Source organism: Pseudomonas sp. E141 (genome assembly GCF_052659885.1).
Genome location: NZ_CP084024.1, coordinates 3,589,952 through 3,615,046, shown reverse-complemented (window position 1 = coordinate 3,615,046; position 25,095 = coordinate 3,589,952). Strand labels below are relative to the sequence as shown.

The 25,095-nt window shown below is 61.0% G+C and carries 23 protein-coding genes; 6 read left to right on the top strand and 17 right to left on the bottom strand.

The genetic code is table 11. The features are described from left to right. Positions 1 to 40: 40 nt before the first annotated feature. On the top strand, positions 41 to 745 hold the full coding sequence (locus tag GKKCFE_RS16070) for a YebC/PmpR family DNA-binding transcriptional regulator (RefSeq protein WP_047228487.1): 705 nt from the start codon (positions 41 to 43) through the stop codon (positions 743 to 745). Here the strand turns inward: GKKCFE_RS16070 and GKKCFE_RS16065 are convergent. The 8 genes from GKKCFE_RS16065 to GKKCFE_RS16030 form a co-directional block, all read right to left on the bottom strand. After that, positions 742 to 2,097: a leucine-rich repeat-containing protein kinase family protein gene (locus tag GKKCFE_RS16065; RefSeq protein ID WP_445576824.1), complete on the bottom strand. Its 1,356-nt coding sequence runs from the start codon at positions 2,095 to 2,097 to the stop codon at positions 742 to 744. The genes GKKCFE_RS16070 and GKKCFE_RS16065 overlap by 4 nt on opposite strands. Before the next feature lie 152 nt (positions 2,098 to 2,249). Continuing rightward, a complete protein-coding gene (locus GKKCFE_RS16060) occupies positions 2,250 to 3,311 on the bottom strand; it encodes an ABC transporter substrate-binding protein (protein WP_047228486.1) in 1,062 nt (353 codons plus the stop codon). 18 nt (positions 3,312 to 3,329) lie between these two features. Further along, positions 3,330 to 4,445: an NAD(P)/FAD-dependent oxidoreductase gene (locus GKKCFE_RS16055; RefSeq protein WP_047228485.1), complete on the bottom strand. Its 1,116-nt coding sequence runs from the start codon at positions 4,443 to 4,445 to the stop codon at positions 3,330 to 3,332. Further along, a complete protein-coding gene (locus GKKCFE_RS16050; RefSeq protein WP_445576823.1) occupies positions 4,442 to 5,797 on the bottom strand; it encodes an FAD-dependent oxidoreductase in 1,356 nt (451 codons plus the stop codon). Before GKKCFE_RS16050 ends, GKKCFE_RS16055 begins: the two co-directional genes overlap by 4 nt. Positions 5,798 to 5,951: 154 nt before the next feature. Then, positions 5,952 to 6,242, bottom strand: coding sequence for a (2Fe-2S)-binding protein (locus tag GKKCFE_RS16045; protein ID WP_047228483.1), 291 nt, complete (start codon positions 6,240 to 6,242; stop codon positions 5,952 to 5,954). A 7-nt stretch (positions 6,243 to 6,249) separates the two neighbouring features. Next, positions 6,250 to 7,044 (bottom strand): ABC transporter permease, encoded by a 795-nt coding sequence (locus tag GKKCFE_RS16040; RefSeq protein ID WP_445576822.1) that lies wholly within the window; start codon positions 7,042 to 7,044, stop codon positions 6,250 to 6,252. 6 nt (positions 7,045 to 7,050) lie between these two features. Beyond that, positions 7,051 to 7,920, bottom strand: coding sequence for an ABC transporter permease (locus tag GKKCFE_RS16035; protein WP_139049602.1), 870 nt, complete (start codon positions 7,918 to 7,920; stop codon positions 7,051 to 7,053). Beyond that, positions 7,917 to 8,942: an ABC transporter ATP-binding protein gene (locus GKKCFE_RS16030; protein ID WP_445576821.1), complete on the bottom strand. Its 1,026-nt coding sequence runs from the start codon at positions 8,940 to 8,942 to the stop codon at positions 7,917 to 7,919. The genes GKKCFE_RS16035 and GKKCFE_RS16030 overlap by 4 nt, the downstream gene beginning before the upstream one ends. Before the next feature lie 246 nt (positions 8,943 to 9,188). On the opposite strand from GKKCFE_RS16030, the gene GKKCFE_RS16025 reads away from it, so the two are divergent. After that, on the top strand, positions 9,189 to 10,025 hold the full coding sequence (locus GKKCFE_RS16025) for an IclR family transcriptional regulator (protein ID WP_076383978.1): 837 nt from the start codon (positions 9,189 to 9,191) through the stop codon (positions 10,023 to 10,025). 44 nt (positions 10,026 to 10,069) lie between these two features. Here GKKCFE_RS16025 and GKKCFE_RS16020 read toward each other — a convergent pair whose 3' ends face one another. Both GKKCFE_RS16020 and GKKCFE_RS16015 read right to left on the bottom strand, forming a co-directional pair. Then, a complete protein-coding gene (locus GKKCFE_RS16020) occupies positions 10,070 to 10,822 on the bottom strand; it encodes an anti-sigma factor family protein (RefSeq protein ID WP_139049604.1) in 753 nt (250 codons plus the stop codon). After that, positions 10,819 to 11,325, bottom strand: a complete 507-nt coding sequence (locus GKKCFE_RS16015; RefSeq protein WP_047228477.1) for a sigma-70 family RNA polymerase sigma factor — start codon at positions 11,323 to 11,325, stop codon at positions 10,819 to 10,821. Before GKKCFE_RS16015 ends, GKKCFE_RS16020 begins: the two co-directional genes overlap by 4 nt. A 164-nt stretch (positions 11,326 to 11,489) precedes the next feature. Between GKKCFE_RS16015 and GKKCFE_RS16010 the strand changes: the two genes are divergently transcribed. Both GKKCFE_RS16010 and GKKCFE_RS16005 read left to right on the top strand, forming a co-directional pair. Next, positions 11,490 to 12,572 carry a catalase family peroxidase gene (locus tag GKKCFE_RS16010; protein ID WP_445576820.1) on the top strand — a complete coding sequence of 361 codons (1,083 nt, stop codon included), beginning with the start codon at positions 11,490 to 11,492 and terminating at the stop codon, positions 12,570 to 12,572. Further along, positions 12,569 to 13,105 (top strand): cytochrome b, encoded by a 537-nt coding sequence (locus tag GKKCFE_RS16005; RefSeq protein WP_047228475.1) that lies wholly within the window; start codon positions 12,569 to 12,571, stop codon positions 13,103 to 13,105. The genes GKKCFE_RS16010 and GKKCFE_RS16005 overlap by 4 nt, the downstream gene beginning before the upstream one ends. Before the next feature lie 98 nt (positions 13,106 to 13,203). Here GKKCFE_RS16005 and GKKCFE_RS16000 read toward each other — a convergent pair whose 3' ends face one another. Both GKKCFE_RS16000 and GKKCFE_RS15995 read right to left on the bottom strand, forming a co-directional pair. Next, positions 13,204 to 14,355 carry a M14 family metallopeptidase gene (locus tag GKKCFE_RS16000; protein WP_445576819.1) on the bottom strand — a complete coding sequence of 384 codons (1,152 nt, stop codon included), beginning with the start codon at positions 14,353 to 14,355 and terminating at the stop codon, positions 13,204 to 13,206. Between the two features lie 491 nt (positions 14,356 to 14,846). Continuing rightward, the gene (locus GKKCFE_RS15995) at positions 14,847 to 15,188 is read right to left on the bottom strand and encodes a DUF6124 family protein (RefSeq protein ID WP_445576818.1); all 342 of its coding nucleotides are present in this window, start codon (positions 15,186 to 15,188) and stop codon (positions 14,847 to 14,849) included. 129 nt (positions 15,189 to 15,317) lie between these two features. On the opposite strand from GKKCFE_RS15995, the gene GKKCFE_RS15990 reads away from it, so the two are divergent. After that, the gene (locus GKKCFE_RS15990) at positions 15,318 to 15,965 is read left to right on the top strand and encodes a LexA family protein (RefSeq protein ID WP_107322285.1); all 648 of its coding nucleotides are present in this window, start codon (positions 15,318 to 15,320) and stop codon (positions 15,963 to 15,965) included. 30 nt (positions 15,966 to 15,995) lie between these two features. On the opposite strand, the gene GKKCFE_RS15985 is transcribed toward GKKCFE_RS15990, so the two are convergent. The 4 genes from GKKCFE_RS15985 to GKKCFE_RS15970 form a co-directional block, all read right to left on the bottom strand. After that, entirely contained in the window at positions 15,996 to 17,945 is a 1,950-nt protein-coding gene (locus GKKCFE_RS15985; protein WP_076383980.1) for an acetyl/propionyl/methylcrotonyl-CoA carboxylase subunit alpha, read from the bottom strand. Beyond that, positions 17,945 to 18,760 carry a gamma-carboxygeranoyl-CoA hydratase gene (locus GKKCFE_RS15980; RefSeq protein WP_316911959.1) on the bottom strand — a complete coding sequence of 272 codons (816 nt, stop codon included), beginning with the start codon at positions 18,758 to 18,760 and terminating at the stop codon, positions 17,945 to 17,947. Before GKKCFE_RS15980 ends, GKKCFE_RS15985 begins: the two co-directional genes overlap by 1 nt. A gap of 13 nt (positions 18,761 to 18,773) precedes the next feature. Further along, the gene (locus GKKCFE_RS15975) at positions 18,774 to 20,378 is read right to left on the bottom strand and encodes a carboxyl transferase domain-containing protein (protein ID WP_288912745.1); all 1,605 of its coding nucleotides are present in this window, start codon (positions 20,376 to 20,378) and stop codon (positions 18,774 to 18,776) included. Between the two features lie 99 nt (positions 20,379 to 20,477). Next, entirely contained in the window at positions 20,478 to 21,641 is a 1,164-nt protein-coding gene (locus tag GKKCFE_RS15970; protein WP_256232995.1) for an isovaleryl-CoA dehydrogenase, read from the bottom strand. Between the two features lie 187 nt (positions 21,642 to 21,828). Between GKKCFE_RS15970 and GKKCFE_RS15965 the strand changes: the two genes are divergently transcribed. Next, complete coding sequence (locus GKKCFE_RS15965; RefSeq protein ID WP_076383982.1) at positions 21,829 to 23,526, top strand: AMP-binding protein; 1,698 nt, start codon at positions 21,829 to 21,831, stop codon at positions 23,524 to 23,526. A 629-nt stretch (positions 23,527 to 24,155) separates the two neighbouring features. Here the strand turns inward: GKKCFE_RS15965 and GKKCFE_RS15960 are convergent. Continuing rightward, complete coding sequence (locus GKKCFE_RS15960; protein WP_288912735.1) at positions 24,156 to 25,055, bottom strand: hydroxymethylglutaryl-CoA lyase; 900 nt, start codon at positions 25,053 to 25,055, stop codon at positions 24,156 to 24,158. Positions 25,056 to 25,095: the final 40 nt, after the last annotated feature.

Sequence of the window (25,095 nt, the reverse complement as noted above, 5' to 3'; positions counted from 1 at the left end):
GCCAGCAGATGTCTCGGCGCGACAGACAAGAGAGTGAGTAATGGGCGCACAGTGGAAGGTTAAACACAAAGAAGCGGCTGCCAACGCCAAGGGCAAGATCTTCGGCAAGCTGGTGAAGGAAATCACCATTGCCGCGCGCAACGGCGCTGACACTGCCACCAATGCGCATCTGCGACTGGTGGTCGAGCAGGCGAAAAAGGCCTCGATGCCCCGCGAGACCCTGGAGCGCGCGATCAAGAAAGGCTCCGGCCAGCTCGGCGAAACCGTGCAGTACCATCGTGTGACCTACGAAGGCTTCGCACCGCATCAGGTGCCGCTGATCGTCGAATGCGTGACCGATAACATCAACCGTACCGTCGCCGAGATTCGCGTTGCGTTTCGCAAGGGCCAACTGGGCGCCTCGGGTTCGGTCGCGTGGGACTTCAACCATGTCGGCATGATCGAAGCCGCCCCGGACAGCCCCGACGCTGATCCGGAAATGGCCGCCATCGAGGCCGGCGCCCAGGATTTCGAACCGGGCGAAGACGGCGCGACGCTGTTCCTCACTGATCCTTCCGACCTGGATGCGGTGCAGAAGGCGCTGCCGGAGCAAGGTTTCACCGTGCTGTCCGCCAAGCTCGGCTACCAGCCGAAAAACCCGGTCAGCGGCCTGACGGACGAGCAGATGGCCGAAGTCGAGGCGTTCCTTGAGGGCCTGGACAATCACGACGACGTGCAGGACATGTTTGTCGGGTTGGCCGGTTAAGCACCACAACCCCCTGTGGCGAGGGAGCAAGCTCCTTCGCCACAGTCGCGCAGTAAGCCTTCAATCTCCTCAAACCCCGGCCGCCCCAGCACCTGCGGCTGACAGCAGCGCGCCTGCAGATCCTGCAACGTTGCCAGTTCCTCAGCACTGAGCCCCGGTTCGATCCGCGCCAGCAGTTCCCCCAGCAAAATCCCGAACGCCCGCACTTCGATGCGTTGTAATGCACGGGTTTGCACCGTGTCGGCAGTGGCATGGAACGACGCCGCGCCAAAGTCGCCCAACAGACAGTCGCCCTGGTCATTGCACAAAATATTGTGCCCGTACAAATCACCGTGGGTAATGCCCTGGCGGTGCAGGTGCGCCGCCACCGAGGCGATGCCCAGGGCGATGCGCAAGGCCACGGGAGCGCTTAAACGCAGTGCGTCGGCATACACGTCGCGGGTGCAGGACTCCAGGCTCGGCAGCCCCGCCAGGTTGCGGTAGCTGGGCGCGATCAGGTCCATCACCAGTCCGGCCTGTTGCTCGGGGTGCCCGTTGATCTGGCCCAGCACGTCGATAAGGTTCGGATGACGACCTGCGGTGATGCAGGCGTGCATTTCATGCAATGGCGAGCCGTCGCTGGTCATCTGGCCTTTGTACAGTTTGAGCGCGACGTGTCGCGCGACCTGACCCGGTGGTTGCCATAGCGCCTGATGAATCACCCCCGAAGCGCCTTCGCCTAATTGTTGATGCACGTTCAGTTGCGACCAGTCGATGGGCGTCGTCCTCGCCAGGAGGTCGGCGTTGGCCTGGGTTTCCAGCGGGTTGCCGGCATAGGCCAGCCAACTCAGGCTTGGCAACTCGAGCAACCATTGCGGCAGCTCGGTCAATTGGTTGGCGGCGATGCGCAGCAGTTCAAGACGATGGCACTGCCCCAGGCTCGTGGGCAACTGCCGCAATCGGTTGCCGGCCAGCATGAGCTTTTGCAAGTGCGGGCGTTGGCCGAGCTCTTGCGGCAACAGACTGATGCGGTTGTCCGTCAGGATCAGCCAGCGCAATAGCGGAGGGAGGGCAGCGCCGGGCACGCGTTCGATGCGGTTGGCCTTGAAACCGACCATGGTCAATGCCGCGCAGCGACCCAGGCATTCGGGCAATTCAATGAAGTGGTTGTCCGAGCAGAACAACACCCGCAGGTGGGTCAACCGATGCAGATCATCGGGCAGCGCAGTCAATTGGTTGCCGCTGAGATTGAGGACTTCGAGCGAGTCGGCCAGGTCGAAGATTTCCCGGGGGAACTGTGCCAGGCCGCAGGACAGATCCAGCCGTTTGATGCCCGACAGCTGGCCGGCGCGCAGTTGAGCGAGGGTGTGCATGAGAGGTTCGCTGCTGATCAAGGGGCGGGCATCAAGCCCGAAGCCGCACAGTTAACCAATAATCAGTTCAACACAACACCCTGTGGCGAAGGTTTTATCTGTGGGAGCAAGACTTGCCCCCACAAAAGTCCCCTCGCCAGCGTCGAAGGTGTCTAGCGCTCGACGCTGCGGTTCCATCGTGCGTTCCAGGCCGGGCGTTGTTCGTTGACCTGGTCCCAATCCACCGCAATCGCCGTTTCCAGGTACTGCTTCATCGCCTCGACCTGGCCGCGGGTTTTGTCAGTGGTCGGTGTGGTGGGGTTGGACGGGATCTGGTCGCCTTCTTCCAGGGCGATGGCCTGGGCTTCGGGCGTCAGCAGGAAGGCGGCGAGCTTTTGCGCCAGTTCAGGCTGTGTGTTCTGGGCAATGGCGCACTCAGCGACATTGAGCACCACCGCGCCTTCCTTGGGTTGCGCGTACTCGACCGGCATGCCCTTGAGTTTGAGCGCGGTCACTTGGGTCGGCGTCAACGGGAACAGCGCGGCTTCGTCGGTTTGCAGCATTTCGGAGATCTTCGCTGAGCTGGGGATGTATTCCAGCACGTTGGGTCCGACGGTGTTTGGCCAGGCCTTGAAGCCCGGTTCGACGTCAGTTTCGCTGCCGCCCTGGATCCGGTTGAACATCAGAAAACCGTGCAGGCCGAAGGTCGAGGAAGCCAGGGACTGGAACACCAGTTTGTCCTTGAAGCGCGGATCGGCCATGTCCATCCAGGAGGTGGGCGCACTCCAGCCATTTTCCTTGAACAACCGTGTGTTGTAGGCAAGTCCCGTGACACCGAGGCTGACGGCCACGGCTTGATCCTTGATGCGGCCCTTGGCCGGAATCTGGGCCAGGGGCGGGCTGTCTTCGAGCTTGTCGCACAGCCCCATGGCGATGGCGCGGTACATGATGCCGTCGTCGAGGAACATCACGTGCATTTGCGGGTTGCCTTTACTGGCCTGGACTTTCGCCAGGATGTCGGCGGAGGTGCCGGGCACGATCACCACTTTGACGTTGTTGGCTTTTTCGAAGGCCGGCAAGACCTTGTCGGCGTAAAGCCGCTCCATGGTCCCACCGTTCATGCCCAGATAAAGCGTCGGCTCGGCCATCGCCTGGCTGACGGGGAGCAGGGCGCCCAGGCAGGAGAAACCCAGCGAGCAGAAACCGAACAGTGCACTGCGTTTGACGTTATTCATTGGCGCGACCTTCCTCTATCAAGCAACGGAGATGGAGTGAAACCGGGTGATTGAAAACGCATCCAGCGACGTTTTTGACGCGCCGCAGCAGATGATCTCGGTGAGCGCCTGGCCCACCGCGGGACCGATCTGAAAACCTGCGCCGGCAAAGCCGAACGCATGCAACAGGCCGGGTTGGGTGCTGCTGTGGCCGATCACCGGTTGGCGATCGGGCAGGTAACCTTCGGTGCCGCTCCAAGTACGAATCGCCTGGGCACCTTCCAAAAAAGGGTAGAGCTCGACGGCTTGGCGCAGGATGTCGACCACTGCGTTCTGGCCGGGGCGGGCGCGGGCATTGTCCAGGGCGAAACCTTGGCCGCCCCCCAGCACGCAATTGCCACGGGCGACCTGGCGGGCGTAGATACCGCCGCCCTCCACGCCGGTGCTGGCATCCATCACCAAGGGTAATGGCTCAGTGACCAGCATCGCTGGATGCCCGGCGTGCATCGGCACCGCTTCGCCAAATTGCGCGGCAAAATGGCTCGCCCAGGCGCCCGCGCAGTTCAGCAGCCAGGGGGCCTGAAGCACCAGGCCCGTTTCGGTACGCACACTAAAGTGCTGACCGTCATGCTCCACATGGCTGACTGCGCATTGTTCAAAGACCTGTGCGCCATGCCTGCGGGCCGCCTGGGCAAATGCCGGGGACACCAGTCGCGGATTGGCGTGGCCGTCGTCCGGGCAGAGGGATGCTCCGACTGCAACTGCACCGACCCATGGGAAGCGGGCGCGCAACTGGTCACGGTCCAGCAGTTGCAGATCAAGGCCGAAGCCCTGGCTGTTGGCGGCATAGTCGTGCAGGGCTCGCAAGTCGTCGGGGCTGCGGGCCAATTTCAGGTGACCGCTGCGCTGGTACTCCCCGTCGATGCCGATCAACTGCGGCAACTGGCTCCAGATTTCATGGGCCCGTTGCGACAGCGGCAGTTGTGACAACGGTCGACCCTGGCGCCGCACGCCGCCGTAGTTGACGCCGCTGGAGTGCGAGCCGCAGAAGTCTCGCTCCAGCAATGCCACCCGGCGTCCGGCCTTGCTCAGGAACAGCGCGGCCGAGGCGCCGACGATACCGCCGCCAATGATCACGACATCCACTTCGATCATGGCTCGACCTCCAGGCCAAACGGTACGGGTTTGACCGGTGCCTGTGCCCGCATCCGGCCGATTTCGCCGACCGGACGCCCGCTCTCGCTGGCAATGATTTCCGCCGCTGCCGCGCCGCACATTCTCCCTTGGCAACGCCCCATGCCGACTCGGCAATGGGCCTTGACCCGGTTGATTTCCCAATGGCCTTCACCTACTACCTGGCGGATCTCACCTGCGCTGACTTCTTCGCAGCGGCAGATCATCAGGTCGTCAGCGGCGTGGGCGGCCCAATCCGTGGGAAAGACAAAGGCGTGCTCCAGGCCCTGTCGGAAACGGCCGATGCGTTCCAGGGATTGTTCCAGTTGGGCGCAACGCTGCGGGTCGACCAGGTAGCCGAGGTCTTCGAGCAAGGCCAGGGCCGCACGTTCGCCGGCGATTTCCGCGGCGTCGGCACCCATGATTCCGGCCCCGTCGCCTGCCAGGTAGATCCCCGGCACGCTGCTGCGACCGGCAGGATCACGCTGCGGCAGCCAGGCGCGGTTTAGGGGGCTCCAGGAAAATTCGCAGCCCAGCAGGTCAGCCAGTTGGGTTTCGCTGCGCAAGCCGTGGGCGAAGGCCACCGCGTCGCAGTCGAGCGATTGCAAGCCTTTTGCATTGCGCCACTGCAATGACTGGACGCGCCGTTCTCCGTCGATACGCGACAGGCTCGCACCCTGATGCACAGCGATGCCGTGGCTGCTCAGCCAGGCGCGATAGTAGAGCCCCTTGGCCAGTGTGGCCGGTTGAGCCAGCAGGCCGGGCAGGGCGCGGGCCTGGGCGCTCAAGGGCGAGCTGTCGAGTACCGCGACCACCTTGGCGCCGGCCTTGGCGTATTGATAAGCCACCAGATAAAGCAAAGGGCCGCTGCCGGCGAACACCACCCGTTCGCCGATGGCGCAACCCTGGAACTTCAGGGCGATCTGCGCCGCGCCCAGGCTGTACACACCGGGCAGAGTCCATCCCGGAGCGGGAAGAATTCGGTCAGTGGCGCCCGTTGCGACGATCACGCTGGCGTACTCCAGGCGCGCGGCGCGGCCTTCACGCAAGGTATCCAGCAGGCCCGACTCGGCGTTCCACACCAGTGTGTCTGGCCGGTAATCGAGCTGTTCGCGCAACGCGTCGAAGGTTTGGTGCAGGGCGCTGGCTTTGTGCGCCTCAAAGCCATACAGCTTGGCCGGCGAGCGTTTGAAGTTGGCCGGTTGTTGCCGATAGATCTGTCCGCCACCGCGTGCGGCTTCATCCAGCAGGACGGGGTATACGCCGTGGGCGACCAGGGTCTGGGCGGCGCGGATACCCGCCGGGCCGGCCCCGATGATGGCTACCGGTTTCATAGCCACCTCGCAGGCGATGCTGTGGGATTTATGCTGCTATCGTCGCCGCCATCGCGAGCAGGCTCGCTGCCACAGGGGGACGGTGGTGATGCTTGCTGCAAGTCCCCTGTGGCAGCGAGTCTGTTCGCGATGGGGCCATTCCAGACGGCATTGTTCATGGCTGGCGCCCCGGTTCGCGGGTGATCTGCTGGCCGGCTTCAAGAAGCGTCGAGCAGGCGCGCACGCGGCGGCCGTCGCCCAGGCGGACCCAGCAATCCTGGCAGGCGCCCATCAGGCAGAAACCGGCCCGGGGCTCGGCGCTGAAGTCGCTGCCGCGCAAGTGTTCACTGCAGGTCAGCACAGCGGTAAGCAGGGTATCGCCCAGCAGACCGATGGCCGGTTTGCCGTCGAGGATAAAGTCCAATGCCGGGCGGTCGCCTTCGGCCAGTCGTTTCAACAGAGCCATGGCGCCCTCATTGTTTGCCCACCAGAACTCGATCCAGGCCATAGACCCGGTCGAGCAGAATCATGGTCAGCGCCGTGAGCGCGATGACCAGCGCCGACACCGCCGCCATCATCGGGTCGATGGATTCGGTGGCGTAGACATACATGCGCACCGGCAGGGTTTGCGTGGCCGGTGAAGTGACGAAGATCGACAAGGTGACCTCGTCGAAGCTGTTGATGAACGCCAGCAACCAGCCTCCGGCTACCCCGGGCAGGATCATCGGCAAGGTGATTTGCCGAAACAGCGTGAAGCGCCCGGCCCCTAGCGATTGCGCGGCCTGCTCGGCGCTGCGGTCCAGGCCGATGGCCGAGGCCAGCACCAGACGCAGTACATACGGTGTAATCACCAGCACATGGGCGAAGATCAGCCAGGTGAAGCTGCCGTTCACGCTCATCAGCGCAAACAGCCGCAGCAACGCCACACCCAGTACCAGGTGTGGAATGATGATCGGCGACAGGAACAGGCCATTGAAAAAATCCCGGCCAGGAAATTCGAGCCGTGTGATCGCCAGCGCCGCCGGCACCGCGATCAACGTCGCCAACGACGCCGCACTGAATGCCAGGATCAGGCTGTTGTAGAACGCATCGATAAAGTCGGCGCGTTCGAACACCGCACGGAACCAGCGCAGGGAAAACGCCGTGGTCGGCAGGCTCAGGGTATTTTCCGGGGTGAAGGCAACAAGACAGACCACCACCAGCGGCGCCATCATGAACACCACCACCAGGGCATGAAACAACAGGGCGAAAGGACCGTTCCTGGACATGACGAGTTACCCCAATGACTTCTTGTAGCGGCCTTCGATCATGCGGTTCCACGACAGCATGATCAGCAGGTTGAGCAGCAGCAGCGCGACGGCAATGGCCGCGCCCATCGGCCAGTTCAGCTCCGACAGGTACTGGTCGTAGATCAGCGTGGCGACCATTTTCAGGCGGCGCCCACCGAGCAGGCCGGGAATGGCGAAGGAACTGGCGGCGAGGCCGAACACGATGAGGGTGCCGGACAAGACGCCGGGCATGATCTGCGGCAGCACGACCTTGCGCATCACCGTCAACTGGCTCGCGCCCAAGGACAGTGCGGCCTGTTCGGCGGCCGGATCGAGTTTTTGCAACGAGGTCCAGACCGGGATGATCATGAATGGCAGCATCACATGCACCAGGGCGATGACCACGGCAAACGGCGTATAGAGCAGCTTCATCGGTGAGCCGCCCAAAGCTTGCAAAGTCTGGTTGACCAGCCCGTCGGCACCCAGCAGCAGGCTCCAGCCGAAGGCCCGCACCACCACCGAAATCAGCAGCGGCGTGAGAATCAGAATGAGGAAGATCGAGCGCCACGGCGCGCCCATGCGGCTGAGGATATAAGCCTCGGGCACGCCGATCAGCACGCACAAAATAGTGGTGAGTGCGCTGATCCAGAATGTGCGCAAGAAAATCTCGTAATAGTACGGGTCGCTCAGCAGGCTGGCGTAGTGGTCGAGGGTGTAGGCGTCCCCGTCGATGCCCGTGCCGTAGTCGAAGACATTGAACGACAGCACCAACGTCAGCCCCAAGGGAATGACCAGCAGACCCAGGTACCAGGCCAGGGCGGGCGCGGACATCAGATAGCCTTGCCTTCCCCGGCGCATTGCATCGATCAGCTTCATGCCGGCACCTCGTCCACGCTCAGCACCCGCAGCAGCGCCGGATCCCAGTCAAGACCTACCGCCGTGCCTTCGGTCATCGGCGCGCAGCCGTCGTTGCGTCGCACCACGCTGAGCTCGCCCAGGTTGGTCGAGACGCCGTACAGCCATTGGCTGCCGAGGAAGAAGCGGCTGACGATGACGCCTTGCAACCGACCCGAGCCGGCTTGGCACAGATCGATTTTCTCTGGACGCAGGCTCAAGACCAGTTCGCCGTGGCCCTGGCTGCAAGCTTGAACATTGCCCTGGCCGTCGCGCTCGCCGGGCAGCAGGTTGGCTTTACCGACGAAGCCGGAAATGAATTCGGTGCGCGGGTGTTCGTAGAGGGTGTACGGCGCGTCGATCTGAGTGATTCGCCCGGCCTGCATCACCACGACTCGGTCACTGATGGACAGTGCTTCGGATTGGTCGTGGGTCACCATCAATGTGGTGATGCCGACTTCCCGCTGAATGCGGCGGATTTCGTACTGCATCTCCTCGCGCAGGTTGGCGTCGAGATTGGACAGCGGTTCGTCGAGCAGCAGCACTGGCGGTTCGATCACCAGCGCCCGGGCCAGTGCCACGCGCTGGCGCTGGCCGCCCGAGAGTTCCCGCGGGTAGCGCTCGGCGTGCTGGTCCAGACGCACCAGCTTCAGCACCCGATCCACCCGTTGTTGCAGCTCGGCGCCGGGCACTTTGCGCATGCGCAGGCCGAAAGCGACGTTGTCCTTGACGGTCATGTGGGGGAACAGCGCGTAGCTTTGGAACACGACGCCCAGGCCCCGACTGGCGGGCTTGGCATGGGTGATATCGCGACCGTCCAGCAGGATGCGCCCACTGCTGACTTCGACGAAGCCGGCGATCATTTGCAAAGTGGTGGTTTTGCCGCAGCCGGAGGGGCCCAGCAGCGAGACGAATTCGCCTTTTTCCACCGAGAGATGGGTGTCCACCACGGCATCGATGGCGCCGTAACGTTTGCCAAGTCCTTCAAGTTGCACAAAAGCCATGATTGCGCTCCACCTGAGATTGTTATGCGTCGCCACAAGGCGCGCTTTTTTGTATGGGCAGATACGAAGGGATGCTGCGGGGTGCGTTGGCGCTCGACGTCAAGTCGGCTGCCGCTGTTGTTCGAATCGCCCCTGTATGGACGCAGAGTAGGACGAAGAATAGGATGGGCTCAATGGACTATTTCACTGAGACGACGACTATTTTCAGTTTCCTTCGGTGAGTAAATTTAACAAGCGAGAAACTTCATGCCTGATTCCACTGATCGGAATAGCGAAAAAAACGAAGTCGGGGTCGGCGCGGTCTCTCGACTGTTTGCCGTGTTGCGCAGCCTGGGTGACACCGTCGAGGGCGGAGAGCGGGTCACGCAACTGGCTCAGCGCATCGGTCTGTCTCAACCCACCACACATCGCATGCTGCGCAGTCTGATGGACGAGGGCATGGTCGAGCAGGACGCGCGCAGCAAACGCTATCGCCTGAGCCTGGACTTCTTTGCCTTGGCCGCGCGTGCCGGGAACACCGGCAATCTGCGTGAGTTGACGCGCCCTGCCATGCTGCGGCTGTCGGCGTCCCTGGGGGATTCGTTATTTCTGTTGGCGCGCAGTGGTTTCGATGCGATCTGCCTGGACCGCAGTGAAGGTCCTTTCCCGATCCGCACATTCACCGGCGACATAGGCGGTCGCGTAGCGTTGGGCGTGGGGCAGGGCAGCCTGGCGATCCTGGCGTTCCTGCCGGAAGAAGAGCGCGACACGGTGATCCAGTACAACCTGCCACGGCTCAAGGATTTTCATTTGTACGATGAAGTCTTCCTGCGCACGGAAGTGGAGAGCGTGCGCGCGCTGGGCTACGCCGGACGCAACACTGGCGTGTTGCAAGGCATGGCCGGGGTGGCTGTGCCAATCCTGGACCGGGAGGGCCGCGCCGTGGCGGCGTTGAGCGTGGCGACCGTGAGTGATCGACTGGGGCCCGACCGGCTGCCGACGGTGGTGGAAATGCTCAAGCGCGAGGCCGCCCTGATCGGACCGCGAGTCAACCCGTTCGACCCGCTGCTGCGCAGACCTTCGCAGGTGTTTGGGCAGGGTTGAATTTCACGGGCATCCCCGACCTCTGTGGGAGAGGGCTGCAGCGCTCAGAAATTCAGGGTCTGCTTGAGCTTTTGCGCCGCTGGCGTATCACTGGGTATGACCATCGCATAGTTGTATCCCGGCCCGGACCAATACTCGGCTTGCAACTCGCCGTCACGACGGCTGCCGCGCGGTAGCAGGAAATTTTTCGGGCCTGGCGGACGCACGTAGAAGCTGATCTTCTGGCCGCTCGGGTCCTGATAAACCACCATCGCCGCCGCCCCTTGCTCGGTGCTCAGCAATCGTCCGCTGACCGGCTTGAAACCTGCCGCCGACAGATCTGGCAGGCGGTCGGCCCGGGTAAAGTAACGGTCGAGCCACCCTTGCATGGTGCTCTCATCGCCGCCTTGGTAATCGGCCTGCAGGATGCCTTGCTGGGCAAACAATCGATACGCCTGCAAGGCGTCGCTCATGGGCAGCATAGCGCTGACGAGCGTCATCTCCCGGGCCTTCCAGCCGCTCAAACCGCCGACACTGACGGCCAACACCAACACTGCCGCGCTGGCCAGATGGCGATGGAACCGATGTTTCAGGCGTTGGCGGATCGCTGTCGGGTCGAGGTCCGGATTAGGCGCGTGTTGCAGGCCTGCGTTCAGGGCCGCGCGCAAGTGTTGTGCGTCCTGTTGCCAGGCCTGGACCCGGGCGGCGACTTCCGGGTGATTGGCCAGGTAGTTTTCCATCAGACGCTGGTCGGCTTCGCTCAGTTGACGATCGACGAAGGCGTGCAAGTCGTTGTCGCTGGGGGGCATGCTGATCATTTGAGTATCCGCAGGGCAGGGCGGGTGATTTCGCCGTCGCTGAGTTGGCGCAGGGCCTGGCGGGCGCGGGATAGGCGCGACATCACGGTGCCGGTCGGCACGTCGAGGATGTCGGCCACTTGTTGGTAGCTCAAGCCTTCCACCGACACCCACAGCAACAGCGCACGTTGTTCGGTCGTCAGTCGATCGAAAGCCTCGAGGGACGATTGGGCGATCACGCTGCGCTCGGCTGAAGGGTGAGCATCATCGCGACCGGTGAAAAATTCCAGCATGCGTGCATAGCGTCGGGAACGACGATGGCTATCGAGAAACTGTCGATAAAGAATCGAAAACAGCCAGGCCCGAAGGTCACCATCGGCCCGTTTGTCATTCCATTTTGACAATGCCCGCTCCAGGCACGCTTGCACCAGGTCGTCAGCATTGCTGGGGTTGCGCGTCAACGACACGGCAAAACGCCGTAGTCGGGGGATGAGCGTGCGCAACTGTTCGTCGAGTTCGTTCATGGCTGTGCTTCTTTGGCAGTCACTGCGCCGGGAGTGGAAAGACGACTCGCGAACGAGATTATTCCAGCCTGGGAAAAATAAATACGAAGTGTGGGAATAAACCCCTCTGGCTTTCGTCTGACGGGTCCTTTAGTACAAACGGCCTTGGGCCTTGGAGCTTCGTCATGGTTGACCCTTCCTTTGAACCGAGCCGGCCGCCGTTGAGTGCCGTCAGCCTGGCGCTGCGCCTGACCGGCATTGCTGTGATTGTTGCCGCGTTGGCCGGGACATTTGCCTACGTCAACGGAACCCTTGACCCACAACGCCTGACACCGAATGCGCTGGTCAACGTGCTGGAAAAGAACAACGGTGTGCACCCGGGCTTTCGTCGCAATCACTCCAAAGGGGTTTGCGTTGCGGGCTATTTCCAAAGCAGCGGTGAGGCTCGCCCCTATTCCAGTGCCCAAGTCTTCCTGGAGGCGCGCACGCCGGTCGTCGGGCGGTTTGCCTTGCCCAGCGGCAACCCCTACGCGCCGGACAACAGCGTGCCGATCCGCAGCCTGGCGCTGCGCTTCACCCAAGCCAACGGGCAGCAGTGGCGTACCGGCATGAACAGCATGCCGGTGTTTCCGGTGGGCACGCCCGAAGCGTTCTATCAGTTGCAACAGGCACAATCGCCGGATCCGGCCACGGGCAAACCCAACCCTGCGGCCGTACCCGCCTTCTTTGCCGCGCACCCGGAAGCCAAACCGTTCCTGCAATGGATCAAGACGGCCAGGCCATCGGCCAGCTATGCCACCGAAACCTACAACGGCATCAATGCGTTCTATCTGGTCAATCCTGCGGGACAACGCCAGGCGGTGCGGTGGGGCGTGGTGCCAGTGGCTTCGGATGGCACGGACGTGACGCCACCCCAGGGCGCTGACTTTCTGGAACAGGATCTGGTCAAGCGCCTGGCTGCGGGGCCGTTGCGCTGGCAGCTGAATATCACGTTGGCCAATCCGGGCGATCCGGTGAACGATGCCAGCAAAGCCTGGCCCGAAGATCGAACGGTGCTCAACGCCGGTACGCTGGTGCTGGAGCGCACCCAGTCACAGGACGACGGCGAATGCCGCGACATCAACTATGACCCGCTGATTCTGCCGAGCGGCATCGAAGGTTCAGATGACCCGCTTTTGGCGGCGCGCTCTGCCGCGTATGCCAGTTCGTACTTGCGGCGCACCAGCGAAGTCAGTCAATTGCCCGCCAACCAGGAGTCCCGCCCATGAGCGCCCCTCGACACTTCGCACCGCTGGCTCGACTGCTGCACTGGTTGATGGCATTGATGGTCATTGCCATGCTCTTTATCGGCGCGGGCATGGTGGCCTCGGTGTCCGAGCGCCATGAATGGCTGCTTCAGTTGCACAAACCCTTGGGCATCGCGATTTTGCTGCTGGTGATCGTACGCTTGGTGGTGCGCTTTACGACACGCCAACCACCATTGCCGGCCGATCTGCCAGGCTGGCAGGCGTTGGCGGCCAAGGCGTCCCATGCTCTGTTGTATGCCTTGATGTTGATTCTGCCCCTGTTGGGCTGGGGCATGATTTCAGCGGCGGGAGACCCGGTGATGCTCAGCAGCTCCCTGCAATTGCCTTCCATCGTACCGGCGGATGCCCAGACTTTCGCACTGTTGCGCAAGGCCCACGGCTACCTGGCTTATCTATTGTTCCTGACCGTGCTGGTGCATCTGGCGGCGGCATTGTTTCATGGTTGGGTGCGTCGGGATGAGGTGTTGGACAGTATGTTGCGAGGACGGGATTGAAGTCCCCGCTACCTGTCGACAAACGATAACTTGTGGCGAGGGAATGAGTCCCTCGCCACCGAGTGCCCACCACGGGGAGAGCGTTGGATGATGGAGCGTTAGCGCAGCTCGTCGACCATGTCCGCTATGGTGCTCAATACATCCTTGCCCAGTTGCATCGAACGCTTGCCGGACCAGCCGGTGCGAGGATCCGGGTGGTCGTCATGATCCTTGAACGGCATCTCCAGGGTCAGGGACAGGCAGTCGTATTTCTGGCCGACCGCGTTACAAGCCAGGGTCATGTTGGCCAGGCCCGGTGCGTCGCGGGTGTAGCCGTGAGCGGTCTGAAAGTCTTTGGTCTGGTGCTTGAGATCGCTGCGAAAGCGCTCTTCGAGTTCGGCAATGCGTGGCGTGTAGCCGGGGTTGCCTTCGCAACCGGCAGTGAAGACGTGAGGGATTTCCTCGTCACCGTGAACGTCCAGAAACAAATCTACGCCGTATTTTTCCATTTGCTGCTGTACGAAAAATACCTCAGGACTGATTTCCGGACTGGCGTTCTGCCAAGCGCGGTTGAGATCCTGCCCCATGGCATTGGTACGCAGATGGCCGTGGAAGGCACCGTCAGGATTCATGTTGGGCACCAGATACAGATCGGCCTTGGCAAGCAGTCGGTTCAAGCGCGTGTCGTCCTGATGCTGCAGGCGTTCGATCACGCCCTCCATGAACCACTCGGCCATGTGCTCGCCGGGATGCTGCTGGGCGATGATCCAGACTTTGCGTCGACCTTCGGCACCGCTGCCCTTGCGCAGTAGTTGAATGTCGCGGCCTTCCACGCTTTTGCCGACGGCCAGCAGTTCGGTCCCGGCCTTGTGCAGCGCCTGCTCGATCAACCAGTCGTGACGACCACGGCTGTAGGGTTCGAAATAGGCAAACCAGGCATGGGACTGTTCGGCTTCCAGGTGAAAGCGCAGGGCGTCGCCTTCGAACTGTGTGGGAATACGGAACCAGTTGACGTGATCATAAGAGGCAACGGCCTGGTAACCCGTCCATGCCTTGTTGTAGGACGATTGACTGACATTGAGCAAACGAAAGGAATATTCCTGGCCGACATGCAAGCCACTGGCCTTGAAGTGGAACCACTGGAAGTGGGCGCTACGGGTGTCGGGTCTGATCTTCAGCAGTGATTGCAAAGGATTGCTGATGTCGACGATCTCGATGTTGCCGCTGTCGAAATTGGCGCTGATATCAAAGGAAGATTTAGCCACGGTCACGATTCCTGTGATGGATTTTATGACCGTTACTTTACACGCAAGGAGGAGGATGTCGGGACGATTTGCGTGACAGAAAAGAGGGGGCGTCCTCCCTGGACGCTATTGGAGCTTAGTGAGTCCGCGATTGATTCTCAAGTGCTGCCTGTCGATAGTTTTCGTCGGGATGGCGTGGAGTGCTTGAAAAGGGATATTCATTTGCTATCATCGCCGCCATCGAATGAGCGACACCCAAAAGACTTCATTAGCCTGAAGCCATAAGCCGAAAAATCGGCAAAAAAAGACCCGGCAAAAAGCCGGGTCAAAAACCGTGATTAGCCTGATGAGGAGATATTCCAGAAGTCCGACCTAAGGTCTTCTGGCCTATCGACTGATCTCGCGACCAGCTGATGCAATAATAATCATTATCATTTGCAAGTCAAATGTTTTTATCCTGCCTATTGGAAAATATTTTCCTGGTCCCGCATTCGCGGTGCCATTCCCAAGTGTTACGCCTAGCGAGTAGGGTAGCCATCCAGTGACCGGTCAAGCATCACCTTGACCAGATCAATCATATGCACCACTGAAAAAGCCAGGTCGCGGCTCGACCCTTGTAGTCGGCTGGCGGATTCCTGGGCGGTGGCGGCCGCACAGCGCAGCAGGTCGCAAGCATGAACCAAGGCCTCTTCTGCGCTGATGTTGCGGTTTACGTCGAAGAAGCGATGTTCTGCAGGCGCTTCCGACATACCCGGTTTCAAGTAGTAGTCCAGAGCGCGTTGGGCCGCCGGGCAGTCCTTCAGCGAGGTGAGTGTACTGTCGAAAGGGCGGGTGGGCTCATCGTTGTTGAGTCTGTACATGGTGTCTAGATTCTCCGTGTAGGGGCTGAAATCCTGAATCCAGAATAGTACCTATCGTAATTGTGACGATAATTTAAATACTACATTTTGTGTTTTGATGGTCGGAGCCAGCCAAGTATCGTGCCGCTCATGGATAAATGGATAGAGTTGGTCAAGGCCAAGATGAAGGAGCTGCGCATCACGCAAGTGGTGCTCGCAGAACGTTTGGGGATGTCCCAGGGCGGCGTCGGCCATTGGCTGACCAAGCGCCGGCAACCCAGTGTCGACGACATGAACCGGGTCCTGCGGGAGCTGGGGCTGGAGTTTCTGGAAGTGGCGATGGTGATCCGCGAGCCGGACACCTCCACCGAGGAAGGCATGGCCTTGGCGCAGAAGTACAATCCGTACTTCCGCTACCCGGTAAGTGATTGGAGCGAGGTAGGCGGGATTCGCGAAGGCGATCTGGCGTCCTACAGCCAGGCGCGCTATGAGCTGACGGACTATCACGCTCAGGGGGACGCATTCTGGCTCGTGGTGGTGGGAGATGCGATGACGTCACCCAGCGGGTTGAGCATTCCCGAGGGTATGTCGATCCTGGTGGACCCGGCCATTGACGCGGTGCCAGGCAAACTGGTGGTTGCCCAATTGCCTGACAGCAGTGACGCCACCTTTCGCAAGTTGATTGAAGAGAGCGGGCAGCGTTACCTGGTCCCGCTCAATCCCACCTACCCGAAAACCCTGTACACCGAGCAATGCCGCATCATCGGTGTGGTCGTGCAGGCCACCATCAGGTTCTGACTGGGTCGGCCCGTGGGAGCGGGCCGATACTTACTCTTCGAACTCCACCAACGCGCAGCCCTCGCTGACCATTTCACCTTCCTGGCAATACAGTGCCTTGATCACACCGGCTTGGGGCGCGCGAATGCTGTGCTCCATTTTCATCGCTTCCAATACCACCAGTTGCGCCCCGGCTTCCACCGTCTGACCGGCGCTCACCAGCACCCGAACGATACTGCCGTTCATGGGGGCGGTCAGGCCGCCTTGGTGGCTGTGGCTGGCTTCGGCGGCGGCCAGCGGGTCGTACACGTCGACTCGGTGCAGGTCACCTTCCCATTGCAGATACAGGCTGTCGCCCTGGCGAATGGCGCGATGCCTGCGCCGCAGGCCATTGTGCTCGGTCACCAGTTGCTCACCCCGGAATTCTGTACGACCAGCCGTGACGTCCAGGGTCAATGCTCGATCCTGGCCCTCACAGCTAAGGTGCACAGTGGTCTGTCTTGGCAGCCCCAGACGCAGTCCGGCGGTGTTGGCCCAAGGTGAGTTGGCGTCATCGGACCGTGCATGCGGCGTCAGACTCAAGGCGAAGCCATGGGCCGCCGCGAGCCAGAAGTCGTCATCCAATTCGCCGGGCTCTGGCAATAGTTGCGTCTGGTAACGTGGGATAAATCCAGTGTCCAGCTCCGCCGCCGCAAAGGCGGGGTGGGCCACGATGCGTCGTAGAAATCCGATGTTGGTTTTCAGCCCGCCGATGGCAAACTCGTCGAGCATGCTCAAAAGCCGCAACCGCGCCTGTTCACGATCCTCGCCCCAGGCAATCAGCTTGCCGAGCATCGGGTCGTAGAACGGTGAAATCTCATCGCCTTCCTCCACGCCGCTGTCGACCCGACGACCCGGTGCCGCACTCGACTCGCGATACAACGCCAGGCGCCCGGTAGCCGGCAGGAAGTCGTTGGCCGGGTCTTCGGCGTACAGGCGCACTTCGATAGCGTGGCCCAACAGGGGCACTTGCTCCTGTGTCATGGGAAGCCGCTCGCCACGTGCCACGCGAATCTGCCATGCCACCAGATCGAGGCCGGTAATGGCTTCGGTGACCGGGTGTTCGACTTGCAGGCGCGTGTTCATCTCCATGAAGAAAAATTCGCCGCGTGCATCCAGCAAAAACTCCACGGTACCGGCACCGACATAACCGATGGCTTGAGCCGAGCGCACGGCGGCTTCGCCCATGGCACGCCGCAGTTGTGGGGTGAGGCCGGGGGCAGGGGCTTCTTCCACCACTTTCTGATGCCGACGCTGGATCGAGCAATCACGCTCATTGAGGTACAGACAGTTGCCGTGCTGATCGGCAAAGATCTGGATTTCCACGTGCCGTGGCTTGAGCAGATATTTTTCCACCAGCATCCGCGAATCGCCAAACGACGATTGCGCTTCACGCTGGGCCGAAGCCAGGGCTTCGGCCAGTTGGCTGACGTCCTCGACCACTTTCATGCCTTTGCCGCCGCCACCGGCAGTGGCCTTGAGCAGTACCGGATAGCCAATGCGTTCGCAGGCGTCGCGGAAGGTCTCCAGGTCCTGGGCTTCGCCGTGATAACCGGGCACCAGAGGCACACCGGCGGTTTCCATGAGGGCTTTGGCGGCGGACTTGCTGCCCATGGCATCGATGGCCGAGGCGGGCGGGCCGAGGAAGATCAAGCCGGCGTTTTCGATGGCCCGGGCGAACCCGGCATTTTCCGAAAGAAAACCATACCCGGGATGGATGGCCTGGGCGCCGCTGGTCTTGGCCGCGTCGATCAGTTTGTCGATTTGCAAATAGCTGTCAGCGGCCTTGCTACCGCCCAGGTCAACGCGGATATCGGCTTCACGGCTGTGACGGGCATCGCGGTCGGTGGCGCTGTGGACGGCCACTGTGGTCAGCCCCATGGCCTTGGCGGTGCGCATCACGCGACAAGCGATTTCACCACGGTTGGCCACCAGCAACGTGGTGAGGATGGGGGCGCTCATCAACGCGGCTCCTTGTTGTTCGATTCGGCCTGCCAGCTGGGCGAGCGCTTTTGCAGGAACGCTCGTAAACCTTCCTGGCCTTGCGCACTGACGCGGATGCGGGCGATGGCGTTTTCGGTGTAGCGCCGCAATGCAGGTGTGAGGGCGCCGTTGCCGACTTCACGCAACAGTTCCTTGCTGGCGCGCATGGCCGCCGGACTGTTGAGCAACAGGTTGTCGACCCATTGTTCGACCTGCTGGTCCAGTGTTTCGGCCGGGTAACTTTCCGACAGCAGACCGATTTCTTTTGCCCGTTGTCCGTCGAAGCGTTCCGCGGTCAGGGCGTAACGCCGCGCGGCCCGCTCTCCGATGGCTTGCACCACGAACGGGCTGATCACCGCCGGCGCCAGGCCAATGCGTACTTCCGACAGACAGAACTGCGCTTGATCAGCGCCAATGGCCATGTCGCAGGCGCTGATCAGCCCCAGCGCACCGCCAAACGCTGCGCCCTGGACCACCGCCACGGTAGGAATTTTCAACTTGGCGAGGTTGTACATCAGCTCCGCCAGTTCCCGGGCGTCGTCCAGGTTGGTGTGGTAATCGAGTTCGGCCGACTGCTGCATCCAGGCCAGGTCGGCACCGGCGCTGAAGTGTTTACCGCGACCACGGATCAGCAGAAAACGCAGGTTCGGATCACTGCTGACATGGTCCAGGGCAAGGATCAGCTCGCGGATCATTTCGGCGTTGAACGCGTTGTTTTTCTGCTCACGGCTGAGCCACAAGGTCGCAAAGCCGCGGGGGTCTCTGAGCAATTCGAGGGTGTTGAAGTTATCCATGTGCATTCCCCGTTTACATCCGGAACACGCCGAAGCGGCTCGGTTCGATGGGCGCGTTCAACGACGCGGACAAGGCCAGGCCCAGTACATCGCGGGTCTGGGCGGGGTCGATGACCCCGTCGTCCCACAGCCTCGCGCTGGAATAGTAGGGGTGGCCCTGCTCTTCGTACTGATCGAGAATCGGTTGTTTGATTTCAGCTTCCTGGGCGGCGCTGAACGGATGGCCGCTACGTTCGGCCTGTTCGCGCTTGACCTGCACCAGTACGCCGGCGGCCTGTTCGGCACCCATCACGCCAATCCGCGCATTCGGCCACATCCACAGGAACCGTGGGTCGTAGGCGCGGCCGCACATGCCATAGTTGCCGGCACCAAAGCTACCGCCGATGATGACCGTGAATTTCGGCACCTTGGCGCAGGCCACCGCCGTCACCAGCTTCGCGCCGTGTTTGGCAATGCCGCCGGCTTCGTATTTCTGCCCGACCATGAACCCCGTGATGTTTTGCAGGAACAGCAGCGGGATACCGCGTTGACAGGCCAGCTCGATAAAGTGCGCGCCTTTTTGCGCGGCTTCGGCGAAGAGGATGCCATTGTTGGCGAGAATCGCGATCGGGTAGCCGTGCAAGTGAGCAAAACCGCAGACCAGCGTCGTCCCGAACAGCGCCTTGAACTCATCGAACACCGAACCGTCCACCAGCCGCGCAATCACTTCACGCACGTCAAACGGCTGCTTGGCGTCCGCCGAAACCACGCCGTACAGCTCGTCGCTCGAATACAGCGGGGCGATGGGGGCACGTTGCTGCACTTCGCCGAGCTTGTGCCAGTTGAGGTTGGCAATGCTGCGGCGGGCAATGGCCAGGGCGTGTTCATCGCTGTCGGCGTAGTGATCGGCGACGCCGGAGATCTTGCAGTGCACATCGGCACCGCCCAGGTCTTCAGCACTGACCACCTCTCCGGTGGCCGCTTTCACCAGCGGTGGGCCGGCCAGGAAGATCGTGGCTTGCTGGCGAACCATGATCGCTTCGTCGGCCATCGCCGGCACATAGGCGCCACCGGCGGTGCAGGAGCCCATGACCACGGCAATTTGTGGAATGCCCATGGCGCTCATGTTCGCCTGATTGAAGAAGATCCGCCCGAAGTGCTCACGGTCGGGAAACACTTCGTCCTGGCGCGGCAGGTTGGCGCCGCCGGAGTCCACCAGGTATATGCACGGCAAACGGTTCTGTTGAGCGATGGTCTGGGCGCGCAGGTGCTTTTTCACGGTCAGCGGGTAATACGAACCACCTTTTACGGTGGCATCGTTGGCGACAATCATGCACTCGACGCCTTCCACCCGGCCGATCCCGGCAATCACGCCAGCGGCCGGCACGTCTTCGCCATACACCTCGTAAGCTGCCAATTGGCTGATCTCGAGAAACGGCGAACCCGGATCGAGCAAGCGATTGATGCGCTCACGGGGCAGCAGTTTGCCCCGCGAGGTGTGGCGCTCCTGCGCCTTGGGGCCGCCACCTTGTTGAACCTGAGCGAGCAGGGTGTGCAAAGCGTCGACCTGTTTGAGCATCGCCTCGCGGTTGGCAATAAATTCCGCTGAGCGCGGATTGAGCTGGGTATGCAGAATCATAGGGCTACTCCGTAGCAGCTATAAGCCACGAGCCACAAGCTGCAGGCAAGAGCGCGGTTCTCTTGCTGCTTTAAGCTTGTCGCTTGTAGCTGACGAAATTCATTTCGTCTCGTTGAACAGTTCACGACCGATCAACATCCGACGAATCTCACTGGTACCAGCACCGATTTCGTACAGCTTGGCGTCACGCAGCAGGCGACCGGCGGGGAATTCATTGATGTAGCCGTTACCCCCCAGAATCTGGATCGCGTCGAGGGCCATCTGCGTGGCGCGTTCGGCGCTGTAGAGGATGACCCCGGCGGCGTCCTTGCGGGTGGTTTCGCCGCGCTCGCAGGCTTGGGCCACGGCATAGAGATAGGCTCGGCTGGCGTTGAGTTGGGTGTACATGTCCGCGACTTTGCCCTGGATCAACTGGAATTCGCCGATGCTCTGGCCGAACTGCTTGCGGTCGTGGATGTACGGCACGATCAGGTCCATGCAGGCCTGCATGATCCCGGTAGGGCCGCCCGACAGCACGACACGCTCGTAATCGAGGCCGCTCATCAATACTTTCACGCCGCCGTTGAGCACCCCGAGGATGTTTTCTTCCGGGACTTCGACGTCATCGAAAAACAACTCGCAGGTGTTGGAGCCGCGCATGCCGAGCTTGTCGAATTTGTTGCTGCGACTGAAGCCTTTCCAGTCGCGCTCGACGATGAAAGCAGTAATACCGTGGGGGCCTTTTTCCAGGTCAGTCTTGGCGTAGATCACGTAGGTGTTGGCGTCGGGACCGTTGGTGATCCAGGTCTTGCTGCCGTTGAGCACGTAGTGGTCGCCGCGCTTGTCGGCCCGCAACTTCATCGACACCACGTCAGAGCCGGCGTTGGGTTCGCTCATGGCCAGTGCGCCGATGTGTTCGCCGCTGATCAGCTTGGGCAGGTACTTGGTTTTCTGTTCGTGATTGCCGTTGCGGTTGATCTGGTTGACGCAGAGGTTGGAGTGGGCGCCGTAGGAGAGGGCGACCGAGGCCGAGCCGCGGCTGATTTCTTCCATTGTCACCACGTGGGCCAGATAACCCAGGCCAGCGCCGCCATATTCTTCCGGGACGGTGATGCCCAGCAGGCCCATGTCGCCGAATTTGCGCCACATGTCGGCAGGGAACAGGTTGTCGATGTCTATCTGGGCGGCCCGTGGCGCTAGCTCAGCTTTGACGAAGGCCTGCACCTGATCACGGAGCATGTCGATGGTTTCGCCGAGGGCAAAGTTCAGGGATGGGTAGCTCATGGGACACCTTTTGGATTTTTTGTCGGGTGTGGAGAGGGGGGATGGGCTCTCACCTTTACGTTAACGTAAGCCTGTGACGAATGGCTGTCAATCACCCTTTACGTTAACGTCAACTTACGCCAAAGTAAGTGCGCTTGAGTCAGCAGGTTCACCGATACACCCACTAATAAAGACAAGAGGGGTCATCATGGATCAACCCGGTTCGCAATCGCAGCTCAGCTACACCCGCGGCTCCCAGGACAAGACTCTGCTGGCGCACACCATCGGCGAGGCCTTTGATCAGACTGTGGCCCGGTATCCCGATGGCGAGGCGTTGGTGGTTCGCCATCAATCGCTGCGTTATACCTGGCGGCAACTGGCCGAAGCCGTCGACTTGCATGCCCGAGCCCTGTTGGCGCTGGGCTTGAAAGCCGGCGACCGTCTTGGCGTGTGGGCCCCCAACTGTGCTCAGTGGTGCATCAGCCAGTTCGCCAGTGCGAAGATCGGTGTCATTCTGGTCAACATCAACCCGGCGTATCGCAGTTCCGAACTCGAATACGTGCTCAAGCAGTCAGGTTGCCAATGGCTGGTCTGCGCCGCAGCGTTCAAAACTTCGGATTATCACGCCATGGTGCAAGCGCTCGCGCCTGAACTGGCGGAGCAATCGATAGGCCAGTTGCACAGCGAGCGTCTGCCGCTGCTACGAGGCGTGATCAGTCTGGACGCCCAACCACCGTCAGGCTTTTTACCCTGGTCACAACTGGCAGCCCTTGGCGCTGCGGTTTTGCCTGAGCAACTGGTCGAGCGCCAGGCCAGCCTGCATCATGATGACCCGGTGAATATCCAGTACACTTCCGGCACCACCGGGTTCCCCAAGGGCGCGACCCTCAGCCATCACAACATCCTCAACAATGGTTACATGGTCGGCGAAAGCCTGGGTCTGACGGCGAGCGACCGGCTGGTGATCCCGGTACCGCTCTACCATTGTTTCGGCATGGTCATGGGCAATCTGGGCTGCATGACCCACGGCAGCACCATGATCTACCCCAACGACGCCTTCGATCCGTTGCTGACCCTGCGTACCGTGGCCGAAGAAAAAGCCACGGCGCTGTATGGCGTGCCCACCATGTTCATCGCCATGCTGGACCAGCCGCAACGAGGCGATTTTGATTTGTCCAGCCTGCGCACCGGGATCATGGCCGGGGCCACTTGCCCTATTGAGGTGATGCGCCGGGTCATCAACGAGATGCACATGGCCGAAGTGCAGATTGCCTACGGCATGACGGAAACCAGTCCTGTGTCGTTGCAGACCGGTCCTTCAGACGAACTGGAATTGCGCGTGACCACCGTTGGCCGTACCCAGCCGCAGTTGGAGAGCAAGATCGTCGACGAGGCCGGCAATATCGTTGCCCGTGGCACCATCGGCGAGTTGTGTACCCGTGGCTACAGCGTGATGCTCGGCTACTGGGACAACCCCAGCGGCACTGCTGACGCCATCGATCAGGACGGCTGGATGCACACCGGCGACCTGGCGACCATGAACGAACAGGGTTATGTCTGCATCGTCGGACGCAACAAGGACATGATCATCCGAGGCGGTGAGAACATTTACCCGCGTGAGCTGGAAGAATTTTTCTTCACCCACCCCGCAGTGGCTGATGTGCAAGTGATCGGCATTCCGTGCTCGCGCTACGGTGAAGAAATCGTCGCCTGGATCAAGTTCCATCCCGGCCACAGCGCCACCGAGCAAGCGTTGCAGGCCTGGTGCAAAGAGCGCATTGCCCACTTCAAGACGCCACGTCATTTCAAGTTCGTCGAGGAGTTCCCGATGACCGTGACCGGCAAGATCCAGAAGTTCCGCATGCGCGAAATCAGCATTGAAGAACTGCGCGAAAAGGAAAGCTGAGAAAAATCCCCTGTGGGAGCGGGCTTGCTCGCGAATGCGGTGTGTCAACCAAGGTGATATGGCTGACACATCGGCGCGGAAAACCCAAATCCCAGATAGCACAAAGGGGAGCCGAAGCTCCCCTTTAATTTTGTCGTTACGTGCTCTTTTTTTTATTATTGAGGGGCGGCCTGTTGTTGTTTTTAGTAGCCGTGACCCTTTACCGCTGTTTTGGTGATCCCCATCCGGGATCAAGAGCAAACGTATTTTTTTGAGCGCTGACCTGCTTTTTCGCTTCGCGATCCAACCGATTCGGGGGCTACCTGAAGGTAGTTTTATTGTTCTCTGCCCGGTTGCGGGTTGCTCCTGAAAGCACCCTGAAAAGCCCATCTTCTCCAAAAAAATCTGTTAGCTGCGCCTCTGTCGTGTTGTTTTTGTTATGTCAGAGTCGTTTCGTCTTGTTTTTATTGGGTGTATCGCATTTTTTATTTTTGTTATGCCAAAGGTATAGCAGGGTGCGTGCCAACTTTTATGAATGCTTTATAAATCAATGACTTGGGCTTTTTGTCGGAAATATCCGCCCGTCCAGACCTGACAAATTGTTTCCGTGTTACTCGTTTCGTAGCTGTTACACCGGGAGCGGTAACACCTCACTGTGCGGCGCGCGCCTTGGCTACCCGCGAACCGGTAGGGCGACCCAGTACGTCACAGATCTGCTGGCCGGCAGCCATCAGTGCGTCCAGGTCGACGCCAGTTTCAATGCCCAGGCCATTGAGCAGGTACAACACGTCTTCGGTGGCAACGTTACCGCTGGCGCCCTTGGCATACGGGCAACCGCCCAGGCCTGCGACAGAACTGTCGAACACGGCGATGCCTTCCAGCAGACTGGCGTAGACGTTGGCCATGGCTTGGCCGTAGGTATCGTGGAAGTGCCCGGCGAGCTTGTCCCTGGGCACTTCAGCCGAAACCACCTCGAACATCTTGCGTGTGGCGCCAGCGGTGCCGGTGCCGATGGTGTCCCCCAAGGACACCTCGTAGCAGCCCATTGCGTACAGTTCGCGGGCGACCCACGCCACTTGTTCGGGCTTGACCGCGCCTTCGTACGGGCAGCCCAGCACGCAGGAGACGTAACCGCGCACGCTGACACCGTTCTGCCGGGCGGCTTCCATGATCGGCGCAAAGCGCTCAAGGCTTTCCTTGATGGAACAGTTGATGTTGCGCTGGGAGAACGCCTCGGACGCGGCGGCGAACACGGCGACCTCTTTCACGCCGGCTGCCAGCGCGTCTTCAAAACCCCGCAGGTTCGGCGCCAGGGCGCCATAGGTGACGCCGGGTTTGCGCTGTATCTGCGCGAACACCTCGGCGGAGCCGGCCATTTGCGGTACCCACTTGGGCGAGACAAAACTGCCGACTTCGATATAACCCAGGCCGGCGGCGCTCAGGGCATCCACCAGGTGCACCTTGTCGGCGACACTGATGGGTTGTGCTTCATTCTGCAGGCCGTCGCGAGGGCCAACTTCAATCAGGCGTACAAAGGAGGGAAGGGACATGGGGATTGACCTGTAGTGGGCTGCCAGTATCAAGAGGATG